Origin of the sequence: Actinoallomurus sp. CA-142502, assembly GCF_050936355.1 — a bacterium.
GTDB classification, from domain to species: Bacteria; Actinomycetota; Actinomycetes; order Streptosporangiales; family Streptosporangiaceae; genus Actinoallomurus; species Actinoallomurus iriomotensis.
In genome coordinates, this window is sequence record NZ_JBNJMY010000001.1 from 3,980,879 (window position 1) to 3,994,419 (window position 13,541).

The 13,541-nt window shown below is 73.9% G+C and carries 12 protein-coding genes; 7 read left to right on the forward strand and 5 right to left on the reverse strand.

The window, feature by feature from the left end; genetic code table 11:
• The 4 genes from ACQEV1_RS19300 to ACQEV1_RS19315 all read left to right on the forward strand — a co-directional run bounded on the left by ACQEV1_RS19300 (position 1) and on the right by ACQEV1_RS19315 (position 3,399).
• Positions 1-1,098 (forward strand): vWA domain-containing protein, encoded by a 1,098-nt coding sequence (locus tag ACQEV1_RS19300; RefSeq protein WP_285616927.1) that lies wholly within the window; start codon positions 1-3, stop codon positions 1,096-1,098.
• Complete coding sequence (locus ACQEV1_RS19305; RefSeq protein ID WP_433394972.1) at positions 1,091-2,194, forward strand: XdhC family protein; 1,104 nt, start codon at positions 1,091-1,093, stop codon at positions 2,192-2,194. The genes ACQEV1_RS19300 and ACQEV1_RS19305 overlap by 8 nt, the downstream gene beginning before the upstream one ends.
• Positions 2,195-2,391: 197 nt before the next feature.
• A complete protein-coding gene (locus ACQEV1_RS19310; RefSeq protein WP_433394974.1) occupies positions 2,392-2,979 on the forward strand; it encodes a nucleotidyltransferase family protein in 588 nt (195 codons plus the stop codon).
• A gap of 96 nt (positions 2,980-3,075) precedes the next feature.
• Positions 3,076-3,399 carry a hypothetical protein gene (locus ACQEV1_RS19315; RefSeq protein WP_285616923.1) on the forward strand — a complete coding sequence of 108 codons (324 nt, stop codon included), beginning with the start codon at positions 3,076-3,078 and terminating at the stop codon, positions 3,397-3,399.
• Here the strand turns inward: ACQEV1_RS19315 and ACQEV1_RS19320 are convergent.
• From ACQEV1_RS19320 to ACQEV1_RS19340, 5 genes are all read right to left on the reverse strand, one after another.
• Complete coding sequence (locus ACQEV1_RS19320) at positions 3,386-4,591, reverse strand: DUF6986 family protein (RefSeq protein ID WP_433394976.1); 1,206 nt, start codon at positions 4,589-4,591, stop codon at positions 3,386-3,388. The two genes, ACQEV1_RS19315 and ACQEV1_RS19320, sit on opposite strands and share 14 nt — an antisense overlap.
• 78 nt (positions 4,592-4,669) lie before the next feature.
• Positions 4,670-5,575: an aldose 1-epimerase family protein gene (locus ACQEV1_RS19325; protein ID WP_285616921.1), complete on the reverse strand. Its 906-nt coding sequence runs from the start codon at positions 5,573-5,575 to the stop codon at positions 4,670-4,672.
• Positions 5,572-6,981 (reverse strand): DUF1116 domain-containing protein, encoded by a 1,410-nt coding sequence (locus ACQEV1_RS19330; RefSeq protein ID WP_433394978.1) that lies wholly within the window; start codon positions 6,979-6,981, stop codon positions 5,572-5,574. Before ACQEV1_RS19330 ends, ACQEV1_RS19325 begins: the two co-directional genes overlap by 4 nt.
• Positions 6,982-6,983: 2 nt before the next feature.
• The gene (locus ACQEV1_RS19335) at positions 6,984-8,414 is read right to left on the reverse strand and encodes an FdrA family protein (RefSeq protein ID WP_433394980.1); all 1,431 of its coding nucleotides are present in this window, start codon (positions 8,412-8,414) and stop codon (positions 6,984-6,986) included.
• Positions 8,411-9,337: an oxamate carbamoyltransferase subunit AllH family protein gene (locus tag ACQEV1_RS19340; RefSeq protein WP_285616917.1), complete on the reverse strand. Its 927-nt coding sequence runs from the start codon at positions 9,335-9,337 to the stop codon at positions 8,411-8,413. The genes ACQEV1_RS19335 and ACQEV1_RS19340 overlap by 4 nt, the downstream gene beginning before the upstream one ends.
• A 155-nt stretch (positions 9,338-9,492) precedes the next feature.
• Between ACQEV1_RS19340 and ACQEV1_RS19345 the strand changes: the two genes are divergently transcribed.
• The 3 genes from ACQEV1_RS19345 (at position 9,493) to ACQEV1_RS19355 (ending at position 13,510) form a co-directional block, all read left to right on the forward strand.
• The gene (locus tag ACQEV1_RS19345) at positions 9,493-11,100 is read left to right on the forward strand and encodes a PucR family transcriptional regulator (protein ID WP_433394982.1); all 1,608 of its coding nucleotides are present in this window, start codon (positions 9,493-9,495) and stop codon (positions 11,098-11,100) included.
• Positions 11,101-11,247: 147 nt separating this feature from the next.
• On the forward strand, positions 11,248-12,639 hold the full coding sequence (locus ACQEV1_RS19350) for a uracil-xanthine permease family protein (RefSeq protein ID WP_433394984.1): 1,392 nt from the start codon (positions 11,248-11,250) through the stop codon (positions 12,637-12,639).
• Positions 12,640-12,646: 7 nt separating this feature from the next.
• A complete protein-coding gene (locus ACQEV1_RS19355) occupies positions 12,647-13,510 on the forward strand; it encodes an FAD binding domain-containing protein (RefSeq protein ID WP_433394986.1) in 864 nt (287 codons plus the stop codon).
• Positions 13,511-13,541: the final 31 nt, after the last annotated feature.

Sequence of the window (13,541 nt, forward strand, 5' to 3'; positions counted from 1 at the left end):
GTGCCCCGGGACGTGGTGGAGACGCTCACCGGCTTCGCCCGTACGCTCCGCGCCGCGGGCGTCGGCGCCGATCCCGAACGCGTCCAGGCGATGATCGACGCGGTGAGTCACCTCGACGTGCTCGATCCGGGTGACGTGTACTGGGCCGGGCGGCTGACCATGTGCGCCGACCCGGCCGACCTGCCGCGCTACGACCGGTGCTTCGCCGCGTACTTCACCGGCCGCACGCCCCCGGTGACCCGTACGATGCCGCCCCCGGTCACCGTCATCCGGCCGGCCGCCACGCCGGGCACGGCCGAGGGCGGCGACGAGCCCGACGACGTGTCCCTGGCGACCGCCAGCGAGATCGAGGTGCTGCGCTCGCGGGACGTGGCCCGGCTCAGCGCCGCCGAGCGTGCCGAGGTGCACCGGCTGCTCGCCCTGCTCGACGACGTCTCCGCCCGGCGCCGGTCGCGGCGCTTCACCGCGCGGCATCGCGGGCGTCTCGACCAGCACCGTACGGTCCGCTCCATCCTGCGGCGCGGCGGGGAGATCTCCGGCCTGCGCTACCGCGCCCACCGCACCCGGCCGCGGCGCGTCGTGCTGATCGTGGACGTGAGCGGCTCGATGAGCCCGTACGCCGACGTGCTCCTGCGCTTCGCGCACGCCGCCGTCCGCTCCGCGCCGCGTACGACGGAGGTCTTCAGCGCGGGCACCCGGCTGACCCGGGTCACGCGGGAGCTGCGGCACCGCGAGCCGGACGCCGCGATGCGGACGGTGTCGGCGGCGATCCCGGACTGGAGCGGCGGCACGAGGCTGGGGGAGGAGCTGAAGGAGTTCCTCGACCGCTTCGGGCAGCGCGGCATGGCCCGCGGCGCGATCGTCGTCATCGCCTCCGACGGCTGGGAACGCGGTGACCCGTCACTCCTCGGCGAGCAGATGGCGCGGCTGCGCCGGCTCGCGTACCGGGTGGTGTGGTCCAACCCGCACAAGGCCCAGCCGGGCTACGAACCGCTCACCGGAGGGATGCTCGCGGCGCTTCCGTACGTTGACCACTTCGTGGCCGGTCACAGCCTGGCCGCACTGGAAGAACTGGCAGGGGTGATCGGAAATGCGTGACGTCCTCGGCGATATCGCCAAGTGGTACGACGAGGGGGAGACGTTCGGGCTGGCGACCGTCGTGAACACCTTCCGCAGCGCCCCACGTCCCGCAGGGGCCGCGATGGCCGTCTCCGGTGGCGGTGAGGTCGTGGGCAGCGTGTCCGGCGGCTGCGTCGAGGGCGCGGTGTACGAGCTGGCGCAGGAGGTCGTGGAGTCGGGCCGGCCGGTCGTGCAGCGGTACGGCGTCAGCGACGACGACGCCTTCGCCGTCGGGCTGACCTGCGGCGGCATCCTCGACATCCTCGTCGAGCCGATCAGCCCGCGGACGTTCCCGCTGTTCGGCGAGATCGTCGCCTCCATCGAGCGGCACGAGCCGGTCGCGATCGCCACCGTGATCGAGGGCCCCGGCGAGATCGGCGCCCGGCGGATCGTGTGGGGGGACCGCGCGGAGGGCTCACTCGGCGTCGAGCGGCTGGACGAGGCCGTGGACGACGACGTGCGCGGCATGCTCGCCCAGGGCACCACCGGCATCCGCCGGTACGGCCGCAACGGCGAGCGCCGGCTCGACGAGCTGGGCGTGTTCGTCCACTCGTTCGCTCCGCCGCCGCGCATGCTGGTGTTCGGCGCGATCGACTTCGCCGCGGCCGTCGCCCGGATCGGCAAGTTCCTCGGCTACCACGTGACCGTCTGCGACGCCCGCCCGGTCTTCGCGACCGCCAAGCGGTTCCCCGAGGCGGACGAGGTCGTGGTGAAGTGGCCGCACAAGTTCCTCACCGAGGCCGAGGCGGACGTGGACGAGCGCACGGTGATCTGCGTGCTGACCCACGACCCGAAGTTCGACGTGCCGCTGCTGGAGGTGGCGCTGCGCACCCGCGCGGGCTACGTGGGCGCGATGGGCTCCCGCCGCACCCACGACGACCGCCTCGCGCGCCTCCGCGACGCGGGCGTCACGGACGCGGAGATCGCCCGCCTCCGCTCGCCGATCGGCCTGGACCTGGGCGCGCGCACCCCGGAGGAGACCGCGGTCTCGATCGCGGCCGAACTGATCCAGCTCCGCTGGGGCGGGACCGGCCAGGCCCTCACCGACACGGCGGGCCGCATCCACGGTGCCTGAACGGCCGGGCGCCAGGCACCGTGAAGACGGCCCGGGTGTCACCTGCGGGTGGTGCCGGCCTCGGCGAGCGGGCCTTCGCGCCCTCTGCCAGGCCCTTCCCCGATATGCCGGGATTGGCACGTGATCGCGGCACCGGGGCGATGATGATCAGCGATTCGGCCGGTCGGCGGCGCGGGACGTGGATACGCTGTCCGAGCATGGAGACCAGGCATGCGGGAGCGCCCGCGGGACTGTTGCTCGCCGCGGGGGAGGGGAGCAGGCTCGGTACGCCGAAGGCGCTCGTCGAGATCGACGGGACGCGCCTGGTGGACCGGGGCGTGCGGATGCTGCACGAGGCCGGCTGCACGCCGATCGTCGTGATCACCGGCGCGGCGCGCGTCGACGTCGCGGGCGCCGTGGTCGTGCACAACTCCGAATGGCGCAGTGGGATGGGCTCCTCGCTGCGGACCGGGCTGTCCGCGCTCGCGCCCGCCTGCCCGGCCGTGGTGATCGCCCTGGTCGACCAGCCCCACGTCACCGCCGCGGCCGTGCGGCGGCTGCGGGCGGCCTACGAGACCGGGGCGCGGGTCGCGGTGGCGACCTACGGCGGCCGTCCGCGCAACCCGGTCCTCATCGCCCACGAGTACTTCGACGAGGCCGCCGCGTACGCGAAGGGCGACGTGGGGGCGCGTGAGTTCCTGCGCGCCCGGTCCGACATCGTGGTTCCGGTGGCCTGCGATGACATCGCCGACCCCGGCGACATCGACACGCCCGAAGATCTTCAGAGGTACGGCGGGTCCCGGTGACAACCGGCCGCCGCGCTCGCGCGTCTTCCACAGGCCGGGGGCTCTGTGGCGTAAGTGACGAACAACGGTGCCGGGGCGACCGTGGGAAGGCGCGCGATGAGCAACTGGCCGGAAGAGCCCGGCTACCACTGGGTCACGCACAACGACAGCACGGCGGGTCACCTCGCCAAGGCGGCCGAGGCCATGAGCGCCCCCGTGCCGGACGTCGCCAAGGCCCAGGTCCATGCCACGATGGCGCAGGCGGAGGCCACGATGGTCGTGGTGCACACGCTGCGCGACATCATGGGCCGCATGTACGAGCAGACGGTCGCGGTGGAGAACCTCCGCCGGACGATCGCCGGGCTCGACGGCGCCGACGACGAGGGCCGCGGCGCCGATTCGATGATCTTCGGGCGCGAGGCGGATCTCAGGGAAGCGTGACGGCGTCGGCGTCGATCGCGCCGCAGTCGACCGCGCGCCTCAGCCGTGCGGTCAGCGCCTTGATGGTCGCCGGCTCGTCGAGCACGCCGTCCGCCGGGCCGTCGGCGCCTCCGGCGTCGTTCCACGCGCGGACCCGGTCGATGACGTCGTCCAGGCCGTTCAGGTGGAAGGCGTAGACGGTGGCGAACCGGCTGGCCAGGTGGGCCGCGTGCAGGTCCCAGCCCTGGTTGTAGCCGTGCAGCAGGGAGTAGCGCACCAGGGCGGAGTGGCGGCGCCACGCCTTGTGGACGTCGGCCGTCTCGTCACCCGCCGGGACGATGTTGGTCGAGCCGTCCGACAGGCGCACGCCCGTGCCGGCCAGCGTCACCTGCATGACGTGCCGGGCGTACTCGCAGGACGGGTGGTCCAGCCGCTGCTCCGACGGCGGCAGCCCCAGCGCGGCCGTGTAGTCATAGACGCCGAAGTGGGCGGCCCTCAGCCGGCCGCCGGCGGCCTCGACGATCGCGGGCAGGCCGGTGACCGACTCGGGGGTCTCGACCTGGATCTCGAAGCGCAGCATGTTCTCCGGCAGCCCGATCTCGTCCTCGAACCGGGACAGGAACTCGGTGAAGATCTTCACGTGCTCGGCCGTGATGATCTTCGGGAACGTCACCACGAAGCCGCCCGGCAGCTTGCCGAGGCGTTCGGCCAGCCCGGTGAGGAACCCGTCGAGAGTGCGCATCGACCGCGCGTGCCCGCCGTCCGCGAACGACCGGACCCGCAGTCCCCAGTAGTAGGGCAGCCGCCGCGTCTCGTACGCCCGCGCGACCTGCTCGACGGCGGCGGCGACGTGCGCGTCCTCCTCTTCGTCGTCGCGTACGCCGTAGCCGTCCTCGAAGTCGATCCGCACGTCCTCGACCGGGTCACGGGAGAGCTTGGCGGCGACCCGCTCGCGTACCGTCTCGGTCAGCGACGGCTCGACGCCGAACGCCGCGGTCAACGTGGAAGGGTCCGCGGCGTGGGCGTCCAGCAGCCGCAGCGCCTCCGCGCCCAGCTCGCCGGGGGTGTCCGCGGTGAAACGGTCCGCGGGCACGTACACCGTGTGCACCGGCTGCCGGTCCGCCGGCTCGCCGGGGTGGCGGCGTTCGTGCTCGGCGCGCGCCTCCTCGACGCGAGCGTTCAGATCGTCGAGCGAGGACAGAGTCAACTTCACCGCGGTTTCCCTCCCAGAGATGCTGCGGCCCACGTTACCGACCGGAACCGCCCCGAGACGGGTGATCACGTACGGCCGTCAGCCCGCGGTGACGCCCCACACGCCGGTGGTCTCCTCGCCGGGCTCGAGCGCGATGAGGTCGACGCCGGTGACGAAGGAGTTGGGCGGGCAGGTCATCGGCTCGGCACCGAGGCCGGTGCGCCACGTCTCGTCGGTCACCTCGTCGCGGGTGTAGACCTCCAGCCACGGGTGCCCCTCGCCCGCCCACAGCGCCACGGCCTGCTCGCCGTCACTGAGCCGTATCCACGCGCGGCCGTCGCCGTCGCGGACCAGCCCGGTGTAGGGGTTGTTGATCGCGGTGGCGCCGAGCCGCCGCGGCTCGCGGAAGTCGTACGGCGTGCCGGCGACGTCCTGCGGGGCGCCGACCGGGATGGCGCGCCGGTCGATCTCCAGGTAGCGCTCGGCGGTGACGAGCAGTTCGCACTCGTCCAGCGGCCGCCCGAGCGTGAGGTAGGGGTGCGCCCCGTGCCCGTACGGCGCGACGCGTGATCCGGCGTTGCGCGCCGACTGGCGCACCGTCAGCCCGCCGTCGGCGTCGAGGGCGTACTCCACGGTGAGGTCGAGGCGGAACGGATAGCCCGAGTACCCGAGCAGCCGGTGCGTGAGGGACACGCGGTGTCGTTCGTGCGCGGCGACGCGCCAGGGCGCGAACCGGACGAGCCCGTGGATCGCGTTGTCCAGCGGGCCCTCGTTGATCGGCAGGGCGTGGGTCTCGCCGCCGAAGGAGTAGCGGCCGTGGTCGATGCGGTTGGGCCAGGGCGCGAGCAGCTGCCCGGCGGCGGCCGGCGTCGGCTCGTCGGCGTCGTGGGAGAGGATCAGCGGACGGCCGTCGCAGGCGAGCGCGCGCAGGCTCGCGCCCTGCTCGGTCACGATCGCCGTGTAGGGCCCGGCGGAGATCTCGTACTGGTCACCCGAGAGCGTCATGGTGTGATTGTCGCCTCCTCGGCCAGGGCGCGCACGGCCTGGGGGAAGACCTCGGCCGGCGGGGACACCAGGCCGGCGCCCACCTGGCCGGTGCCGGCGACGCGGCCGGCGATACCGGTGTTGACGACCGGCAGCAGGCCGGTGCGGACGACCTTGGTGACGTCGATGCCCACCGGTGTGCCGCGAAAGTCCAGGATCGGCACCTGGAAGGCCGGGTGCTCGGCCAGCGTGATCTCGTACATCCGCTGTGTCGCGGCGAGCGCGTCGGGCACCTCGCCGCCGATGAACCGCACGATCGCCGGCGCCGCCGCCATGGCGAATCCGCCCACCCCGGTCGTCTCGGTGATGGTCGAGTCGCCGATGTCGGGGTTGGCGTCGGCCGGGCCGTACGAGCCCAGGTAGAGCCCGTCGGGCACGCCGGCCGGCCCGGTGAACCAGCGGTCTCCCGTGCCGGAGACCTGGACGCCGAAGTCCGTGCCGTTCCGCGCCATCGCCACGACCATCGACGAGCCGGGCACCCCGCGGGCCGCGTCCGCGCTCACCTTGCCCGCGGCCATGGCCAGGTTCAGGAAGAAGTGGTCGTTTCCGGCCGCGAACCGCAGCGCCTCCGCGCCGCCCGCCTCGGCCAGGTCGCCCGCCAGCTCGCGCACGAACAGGGAGGTCGCCGCGCGGTTGCGGTTGTGCAGCTCGTCGCCCATGTGCAGCGCCTGCGCCATGATCGCGCGCAGGTCGACGGGGCCGTGCGCCCGCACCGCGTCGCGCAGCGCCGGGCCGAGGTCGCCGGCCATCCAGCGCAGCCGCTCGATCACCTCCGGCCCGTACGCCCCGTAGCGCAGCACCTTGCCGAGCCCCTCGTTGAGCGAGCAGTACGCGGTGCCGCCGCTCTCGGCGTCCTCGACCACGAACATCCACATCGACGGGCTGACCACACCGGCCATCGGGCCGACCGCGCGGTGATGGTGACAGGGGTCGATGGGCGCCGTCCGCAGCATCCGCTCGGCGTCCTCCGGCGTGTCCGCCAGGCCCTCGAAGAGCGCCGCGCCGATGAGCGCGCCGCGCATCGGGCCCGAGGCGCGATCCCAGGTCAAAGGCGGTCCGGCGTGGAGGAACGCGCCGCGCTCGATGCCGAGGACCTCGCTCGCGGGCCGGACGTCGACCAGGTGGGGCCGGGCGTCGAGCATGCGGCGGACCGCCTCGGCGTTGGCCTCCGCCCGGCGCCGGTCGCCCATGACGACGGCCAGATCACCGGCCAGATCTTCGGCCGGCGGTCGCCACTCGACCGGCTCGACCGGTACCGCCTGCTCGGCGAGCGCGTCGGCCAGCACGGACGCGCCGGCCGCGACGACCTTCACCTCGCGGGTGAGCAGCCCGCCGAGCCCGGCGCCGTCGTCGTCTCTCCCGCGCATGGTCACGATCCTTCCGCGAGGGTGACGGCGTGACGCGTGGCCGCCGCGTTGGAGGCGAAGACCGCCGCGCCGGCGTCCGCGAGCGCCCGGGCCTGCCGGTCGCGGCCCTGCGGGTCGCCGGAGGTGCCGCACAGCGACACGACCACCGGCACCCGGGCGTCCCGCACGAGCGGGACCAGGGCGGCGGCGGGATCGGGGTCGGCACCGTGGCCGAGGACGACGTCGATGAGCACGACCGCGTTCGCGTCGCTCGCCGTCTCCGCGGCGAGGCGTTCGAGCCGCAGCGTCGGGTCGATCATCGGATGGGCGCGGCCACGGGTGTACCGGTCGTCGCCGAGGTCGGTCATCTCGTGCGGCGTCGCACCGGCGACGATCGACGCCTCCGCGCACAGCGTGCCTCCGGCGAACAGCCCGCGGATCCGGCCGCGCCGCGGCGCGTGCGCACGCGCCGCGGGTGTCCAGGACGGCCAGGACGGCACCGGCGCGCCGACGGCCTTCAGGGCGTCCTCGGCCACGGCGGTCAGATCCGCGCCGCCTTCGCCGAGCAGGCCGAAGCGGACCGGGGTGGCCAGCCGCCGCGCCGCGGCGCGGATGAGGTCGCCGACCTCCGGCGCGGGCGGCTTGGAGACCACGACGATCAGGTCGGTCGCCGGGTCGGCGTCCAGCGCCCGCAGGGCCTGGAGCGCCGAGCGGCCGCTGATCTCTGCGGACAGGTCGCGCCCGCCGACGCCCAGCACGTGGCTGATCCCCGCGCCGGCCTCGTCGAGCAGGCTCATGACCTGCTGGGCGCCGGTGCCGGAGGCGGCGACCAGGCCGATCGGGCCGGGACGCACGACGTTGGCGAAGCCGAGCCCGACGCCGCCGATCACGGCGGTGCCGCAGTCGGGGCCCATCACGAGCAGGCCCCGCCGCGCGGCCGTCTCCTTGAGCGCCAGCTCGTGCTCGACCGGCACGTTGTCGCTGAAGATCATGGGGTTCAGCCCGGTCTCCAGCGCGTCCATCGCCTCGGCGAAGACGTACGGTCCGGGCACCGAGATCAGCGCGACGGTGGCGTCGATCCGCCGGGCCGCCGACCCGGTGGTGCGGGCCGGGGGAGGGGCGCCGAACGCGCGGGGCGCGGCGCGGGTGGCGAGCAACTCGTCGACGGCGGCGCGGGCGGCCTCCAGCGCGGCCTCGTCGTCCGCGCGGATCGCCACGAGCAGGTCGTCGGGCCGCGCCCCGCGCGGAGGCGTGAAGCCCATCTCGGCGAGCAGGTCGACGTTGAGCGTGGTGGCCATGGCCGTCAGCGCGGCGCTCACCCCCGGGCGTTCGGTCAGGCGGCGGCCGGCCCGCATGAGCGTCACCGAGTCGTGGTACGCGCCGGGCCGTACCTCCACCAGTTCTTTGGTGCCCAGAGTGTCCAGCCTCCTGCTCGGTCGTGTCGGCTCGCTCACGGGTCCTCGCCGGGCGCGGGCCGGGCGGCGGAGCTCAGCGCCAGCGCGGCGCGGCAGCCGAGCAGCAGGCCCCACGTCAGGTCGGCGCCGGACGTGTGACCGGTGGCGAGCAGCCGCCGCGCGGCGGGGACAAGGGGGTCCTGGCCGGCGATGCCGCGCAGGACCGCCGCGGCCTCGAAACTCGCCTGGCCGCGCGCGGCGCAGTGCAGCAGGGTCGCGGCGAGCGACGTCGTACGGTCACCCGCGTGGGCGGTGACGGCGGCGCCGAGCCAGTCGGCGAGCCACACCGCGCGTCCGCCGCCGGGCACCGCGCCGCCGAGCAGGCGCAGCGCCAGCAGCAGGCCGGCCAGGGCGTCGTCGCCGCTGGGCGTCAGGCCCGGGCCGAGGCCGACGATGCGCTCGGCGGCGTCCACGGCGTGCGCGAGGTCGCCCGCCAGGCAGGCCTCCGCGAGCCTCTTCGGCGTCTCGTGGCCGGACAGGCCCCACGGCCCGGTGACGGCGCCGAGCGCGCGCTCACCGTGCGAGAGCCGGGCCAGCGACAGCGGCCCGAGCACGGGCGTGGGGTCCCACCAGCGGCGCACCCGCGCGCGCAGCCGCCCGTCGACCAGGGCGCAGCCGTCGCCGACGTACGCCTCGTCGCCCTCGCGCACCGCGCGGAACGGCTCCTGCCGGCCGGGGACGGCCAGCACGACCGCGTTCGGCGGGCGTACGGCGTCGGAGGTGGTCAGCGCGATCACCGCGGGCTCGGAGGACCGGTCGACCCGGAGGTAGACGGCGGTGGGGAACACGGCGATGACCCGGCCGTGACGCCGGGGCCCGCCGAGCGCGGAGCGGACGCCCAGGCTGGCGGCGCCGGCGAGAGTGGGCGCCGCCGCGTGGGAGCCACGCGTGCCGGTCCTGCGCCGGGCGGTGGACACCGTCACCAGATCGCCTCCCCGTGATGGCTCGCTCGTGGCGAACGTAGACCGGGCCGGGGTCCGGCCGTATGGAGAATTCTGCCAAGGATGGTTGCCATCGTTCGTGTCTCTTGTCATGGTTGTTCGCGCATAGGTGGTCAACTGCGGCAGATCGGGCACCCATGTCCTTCACCGAACCCCTCCCTCCCACACTGCGCCTCGCGAGCACCGGAACCCTGACCTACGGGCTGTCGGTCGGGGAGGTGCTCGGGGTTCCCGCGCTCTCCGGGGCTCGCGTGATCGCCGGTGAGAGCGGACTCGGCCGGGTGGTGCAGCGCCTCAACGTGATGGAGGTGCCGGACATCCTCGGCTGGGTGAAGCCGCACGAGCTGCTCCTCACCACCGGATACCCCCTGCGCAACACGCCGCAGTCACTCGGCCACCTGGTCGCCGACCTCGACGAGCGGGGTCTCGCGGCGATCGCGATCAAGCTCGGCCGCTACCTCGACGGCCTCCCGGACGAGATGCTGGAGCAGGCCGACCGGCTGGGCTTCCCGCTGATCCTGCTGCCCAACGACGTCGGGTTCGACGACGTCCTCAACCAGGTCCTGACCGACATCCTCAACCGGCAGGCCGCGATCCTCGCGCGCACCGAGGAGGTGCACCGGGCGCTCGTGCAGATCGTGCTGTGCGGCGGCGGACTGCAGGAGATCACCGACGAGGTCGCCGCGGTGATCGGCGCGGCCGTCGCGGTCGTCGACGGCGACGGGAACGAACTGGCCGCCTCCGGCGACGAGCGTCACCTGGCGGCGGTGCGGGAGGGCGGGCCCGGACCCGGGGACTACGGCGCGCACGGCGACCGTACGACCGTGCCGGTCGTGGCCGGCGGCTACACCTACGGCCGGATGACGGCGGTCGGCGACACCGCGCCCGAGGTCGGCATGTTGGAACGTGCCGCCACGGTCGCCGCGCTGGTCATCACCAAGCAGCAGGCCGTCTCGGCGGTGGAGAGCAAGTACCGCGCCGACTTCCTGCGCGACGTGCTCACCGGCCGGCCGGGAGGCGGTGACGAGCACGTCGTCGCGCACAGCGCGAGCTTCGGCTGGGACCTCGGCCGTCCCGTCATGGTGGTCGTGGCCGAGCTGGACCGCGGCCCGGCGGGCGTGCCGGACGAGCGGATGCTCCAGGACCGGCTGACCGCGGCGCTGACCTCGGCCGTACGCCGCCGCGACCGCAAGGGCGCCGTGGCCGGCTTCAGTCACGAGGTCGTCGCCGTCCTCGGCGCGGACACCTGCGACGTCACGGCGCTCGCCAAGGACGCCGCCGCGGTGTTCACCGACGCCGGGCGGACGTTCTCGATCGGCGTCAGCCGCACGGCCGCGGTGCCGGGCGACCTGCCGGCCGCCTACGACCAGGCGGTCAAGGCGGTGCGCGTGGGCCGCCAGCTCCACGGTGACGGGGCGGTCGCGCACTTCGACCAGCTCGGCGTCTTCCGGCTGCTGAGCCTGGTGGGCGACACCGCCGAGCTGCACGCGTTCGTCGAGGAGACCCTCGGCGAGCTCGCCGGCGACGGCGACCCGGAGGCCGTCGACCTGCGGCGCACGCTCCAGGTGCTGCTGGAGACGAACCTCAACGTGGCCGAGACGGCGCGCCGGCTGCACTTCCACTACAACACCCTGCGCTACCGGATCGGCAAGCTCGAACGGCTCCTCGGCCCGTTCACCGAGGACGCCCACCTCCGCCTCAACCTGACCCTCGCGCTCCACGTGCTGCGCATGCGGGGGATCTGACGACCGCCCCGGCGGTGTACCCCGCGCGTGGGGATTGTGAAACCCGCCCTGGTCACAACCGCCGATGTCCCGGTTTGGCAGTTCTCGACGATGTCCACGAGGACACACGGTTCTAGCGTGCCCGCAACTACATCCTGGAGGGCCGCCATGGCGATCGGATGGAAACTGCACGGTGACGGCCGCGGCCTCGGGCCGGGCGAGGTGGTCGCGCCCGGCGAGCGGCTCTCGTGGGACCGGACCATCGGCATCGGCGCCCAGCACGTCGTGGCGATGTTCGGCGCGACGTTCGTCTTCCCGGTCGTCATGGGCCTGGACCCCAACCTGGCGATCATGATGTCGGGCATCATGACGATCCTGTTCCTGCTGATCGTGAACGGGAAGGTGCCGAGCTACCTGGGCACCAGCGCGTCGTTCGTCGGCGCGGTCGCCTCGATCCGCGGGGTCGGCGGCTCGACCGCCGTCGTCACCGGCTCGATCCTGGTGGCCGGTCTCGTGCTCGCCGCGGTCGGCATGCTCATCCACTTCCTCGGGGCCGAGGTCATCCACCGGATCTTCCCGCCGGTCGTCACCGGCGCGGTCGTCATGCTGATCGGCTTCAACCTCGCGCCGGTCGTCGCGGACGTGTACTGGCCGCAGGACCAGTGGGTCGCGCTCGCCACGCTCGCGTTCGTGGTGTTCTGCGCGGTACTGCTGCGCGGCTTCTGGTCCCGTATCGCCATCCTGCTCGGCCTGATCTTCGGGTACGCCCTGTCGTGGGTCCTCGACCAGACCGCCGGCAAGATCACCGCGGTGGACGGCGCGGGAAAGATGGGCACGCACTACCGGGTGAACTTCGACGGCGTGCGGGCGGCCGACTGGTTCGGCTTCCCGCACCTGCACGGGCCCGGCTTCAAGACCTCGGCCATCCTCGTCGCGCTGCCCGCGGTCATCGCGCTGATCGCGGAGAACACCGGGCACGTCAAGGCGGTCGCCGCGATGACCGAGACGAACCTGGACCCCTACCTCGGCCGCGCCCTCGCCGCCGACGGCGTGGGCACGTTCCTGGCGAGCGCGGTCGGCGGCTCGCCGACGACCACGTACGCGGAGAACATCGGCGTCATGGCCGCCACCCGGATCTACTCGACCGCCGCGTACTACGTGGCCGCGATCGTGGCCATCCTGTTCGGCCTGTGCCCGAAGTTCGGCGCGCTCGTGGCGGCGACTCCGGGCGGTGTCCTCGGCGGCATCACGGTCGTGCTGTACGGCATGATCGGTCTGCTCGGGGCCAAAATCTGGATCGAGAACCGGGTGGACTTCGGCGATCCGGTCAACCTGGTCCCCGTCGCGGCGGGCATCATTCTCGCTGTGGGCGACGTCACGCTCAAGATCACCAAGGACTTCCCGCTCCAGGGCATCGCGCTCGGCACCATCGCGGTCCTGGTCGGATACCACCTGCTGTCCGCCGTCCCACGCGCGCCGCGCGACGCGGGCGGCGGCGTCATCGCGCCGGGCGAGCGCGACGACGTCACCGACACGCCCGGCCGGCCGGCCGCGGAGTGAGCCTCTCGTGAAACCGCCCCCGTTCGACCACCACGCCCCGGAGACGCTGGAGGAGGCCCTGGACGTCCTCGCCCGTACGGGAGAGGACGCGAAGGTCCTGGCCGGCGGGCAGAGCCTGATCCCGCTGCTCAACATGCGGCTGGCCGCCCCGGCCCACCTCGTCGACATCAACCGTGTCACCGCGCTGGACACTCTGGAGGCCACCGCGGAGGGGGTGCGTGTCGGGGCGCTCGCCCGGCACGCGCGCGTCGAACGGTCGGAGGAGGCGGCGGGCGTCCTCCCGCTGCTGCGCGCGGCGCTGCGGCAGGTCGCCCATCCCGTCGTGCGCAACCGCGGCACGGTCGTCGGCAGCCTCGCGCACGCCGACCCGGCCGCCGAACTGCCCGCCGTCCTCGCGCTCTGCGAGGGCACGGTCGAGGCGGCCTCGGCCGGCGGCCGGCGGACGATCCCGGCCGCGGAGTTCTTCGCCGGGCCGCTCGAGTCCTCTCTGCGGCCGGGCGAACTCGCGACGTCGGCGTTCTTCCCGACGCCGCCCGCCCGGTCCGGCACCGCGTTCGCCGAGGTGGCGCGGCGGCACGGCGACTACGCCATGGCCGGGGCCGCCGCGCTGGTGACCCTGGATGAGGACCAGCGGGTGAGCTCGGCCAAGGTCGCCTACCTCAGCGTGGCGGCCACCCCGCTCGTCCTGGACCTGACCGGACCGCTCGGCCACCGCCCGCCTGTCACCTGCGACTGGGCGGCCGCCGCGGCGTACGCCCGTGATCGCCTGGACACCGACGAGGACATCCACGCGAGCGCGGACTACCGCCGCCACCTCGCCGGCGTCCTCACCGAGCGCACCCTGCGCGCCGCCGCCCAGGAGGCCCTATGACCGAGCGAAGCGAGAGAATCGAAGACGCGCC

Excerpts from the sequence above, each read along its gene's own strand:
- ACQEV1_RS19350 (WP_433394984.1), top strand. The coding sequence starts at position 11,248 with ATGGCGATCGGATGGAAACTGCACGGTGACGGCCGCGGCCTCGGGCCG.
- ACQEV1_RS19310 (WP_433394974.1), top strand. The coding sequence starts at position 2,392 with ATGGAGACCAGGCATGCGGGAGCGCCCGCGGGACTGTTGCTCGCCGCG.
- ACQEV1_RS19315 (WP_285616923.1), top strand. The coding sequence starts at position 3,076 with ATGAGCAACTGGCCGGAAGAGCCCGGCTACCACTGGGTCACGCACAAC.
- ACQEV1_RS19330 (WP_433394978.1), bottom strand. The coding sequence starts at position 6,981 with ATGCGCGGGAGAGACGACGACGGCGCCGGGCTCGGCGGGCTGCTCACC.
- ACQEV1_RS19325 (WP_285616921.1), bottom strand. The coding sequence starts at position 5,575 with ATGACGCTCTCGGGTGACCAGTACGAGATCTCCGCCGGGCCCTACACG.
- ACQEV1_RS19305 (WP_433394972.1), top strand. The coding sequence starts at position 1,091 with ATGCGTGACGTCCTCGGCGATATCGCCAAGTGGTACGACGAGGGGGAG.
- ACQEV1_RS19345 (WP_433394982.1), top strand. The coding sequence starts at position 9,493 with ATGTCCTTCACCGAACCCCTCCCTCCCACACTGCGCCTCGCGAGCACC.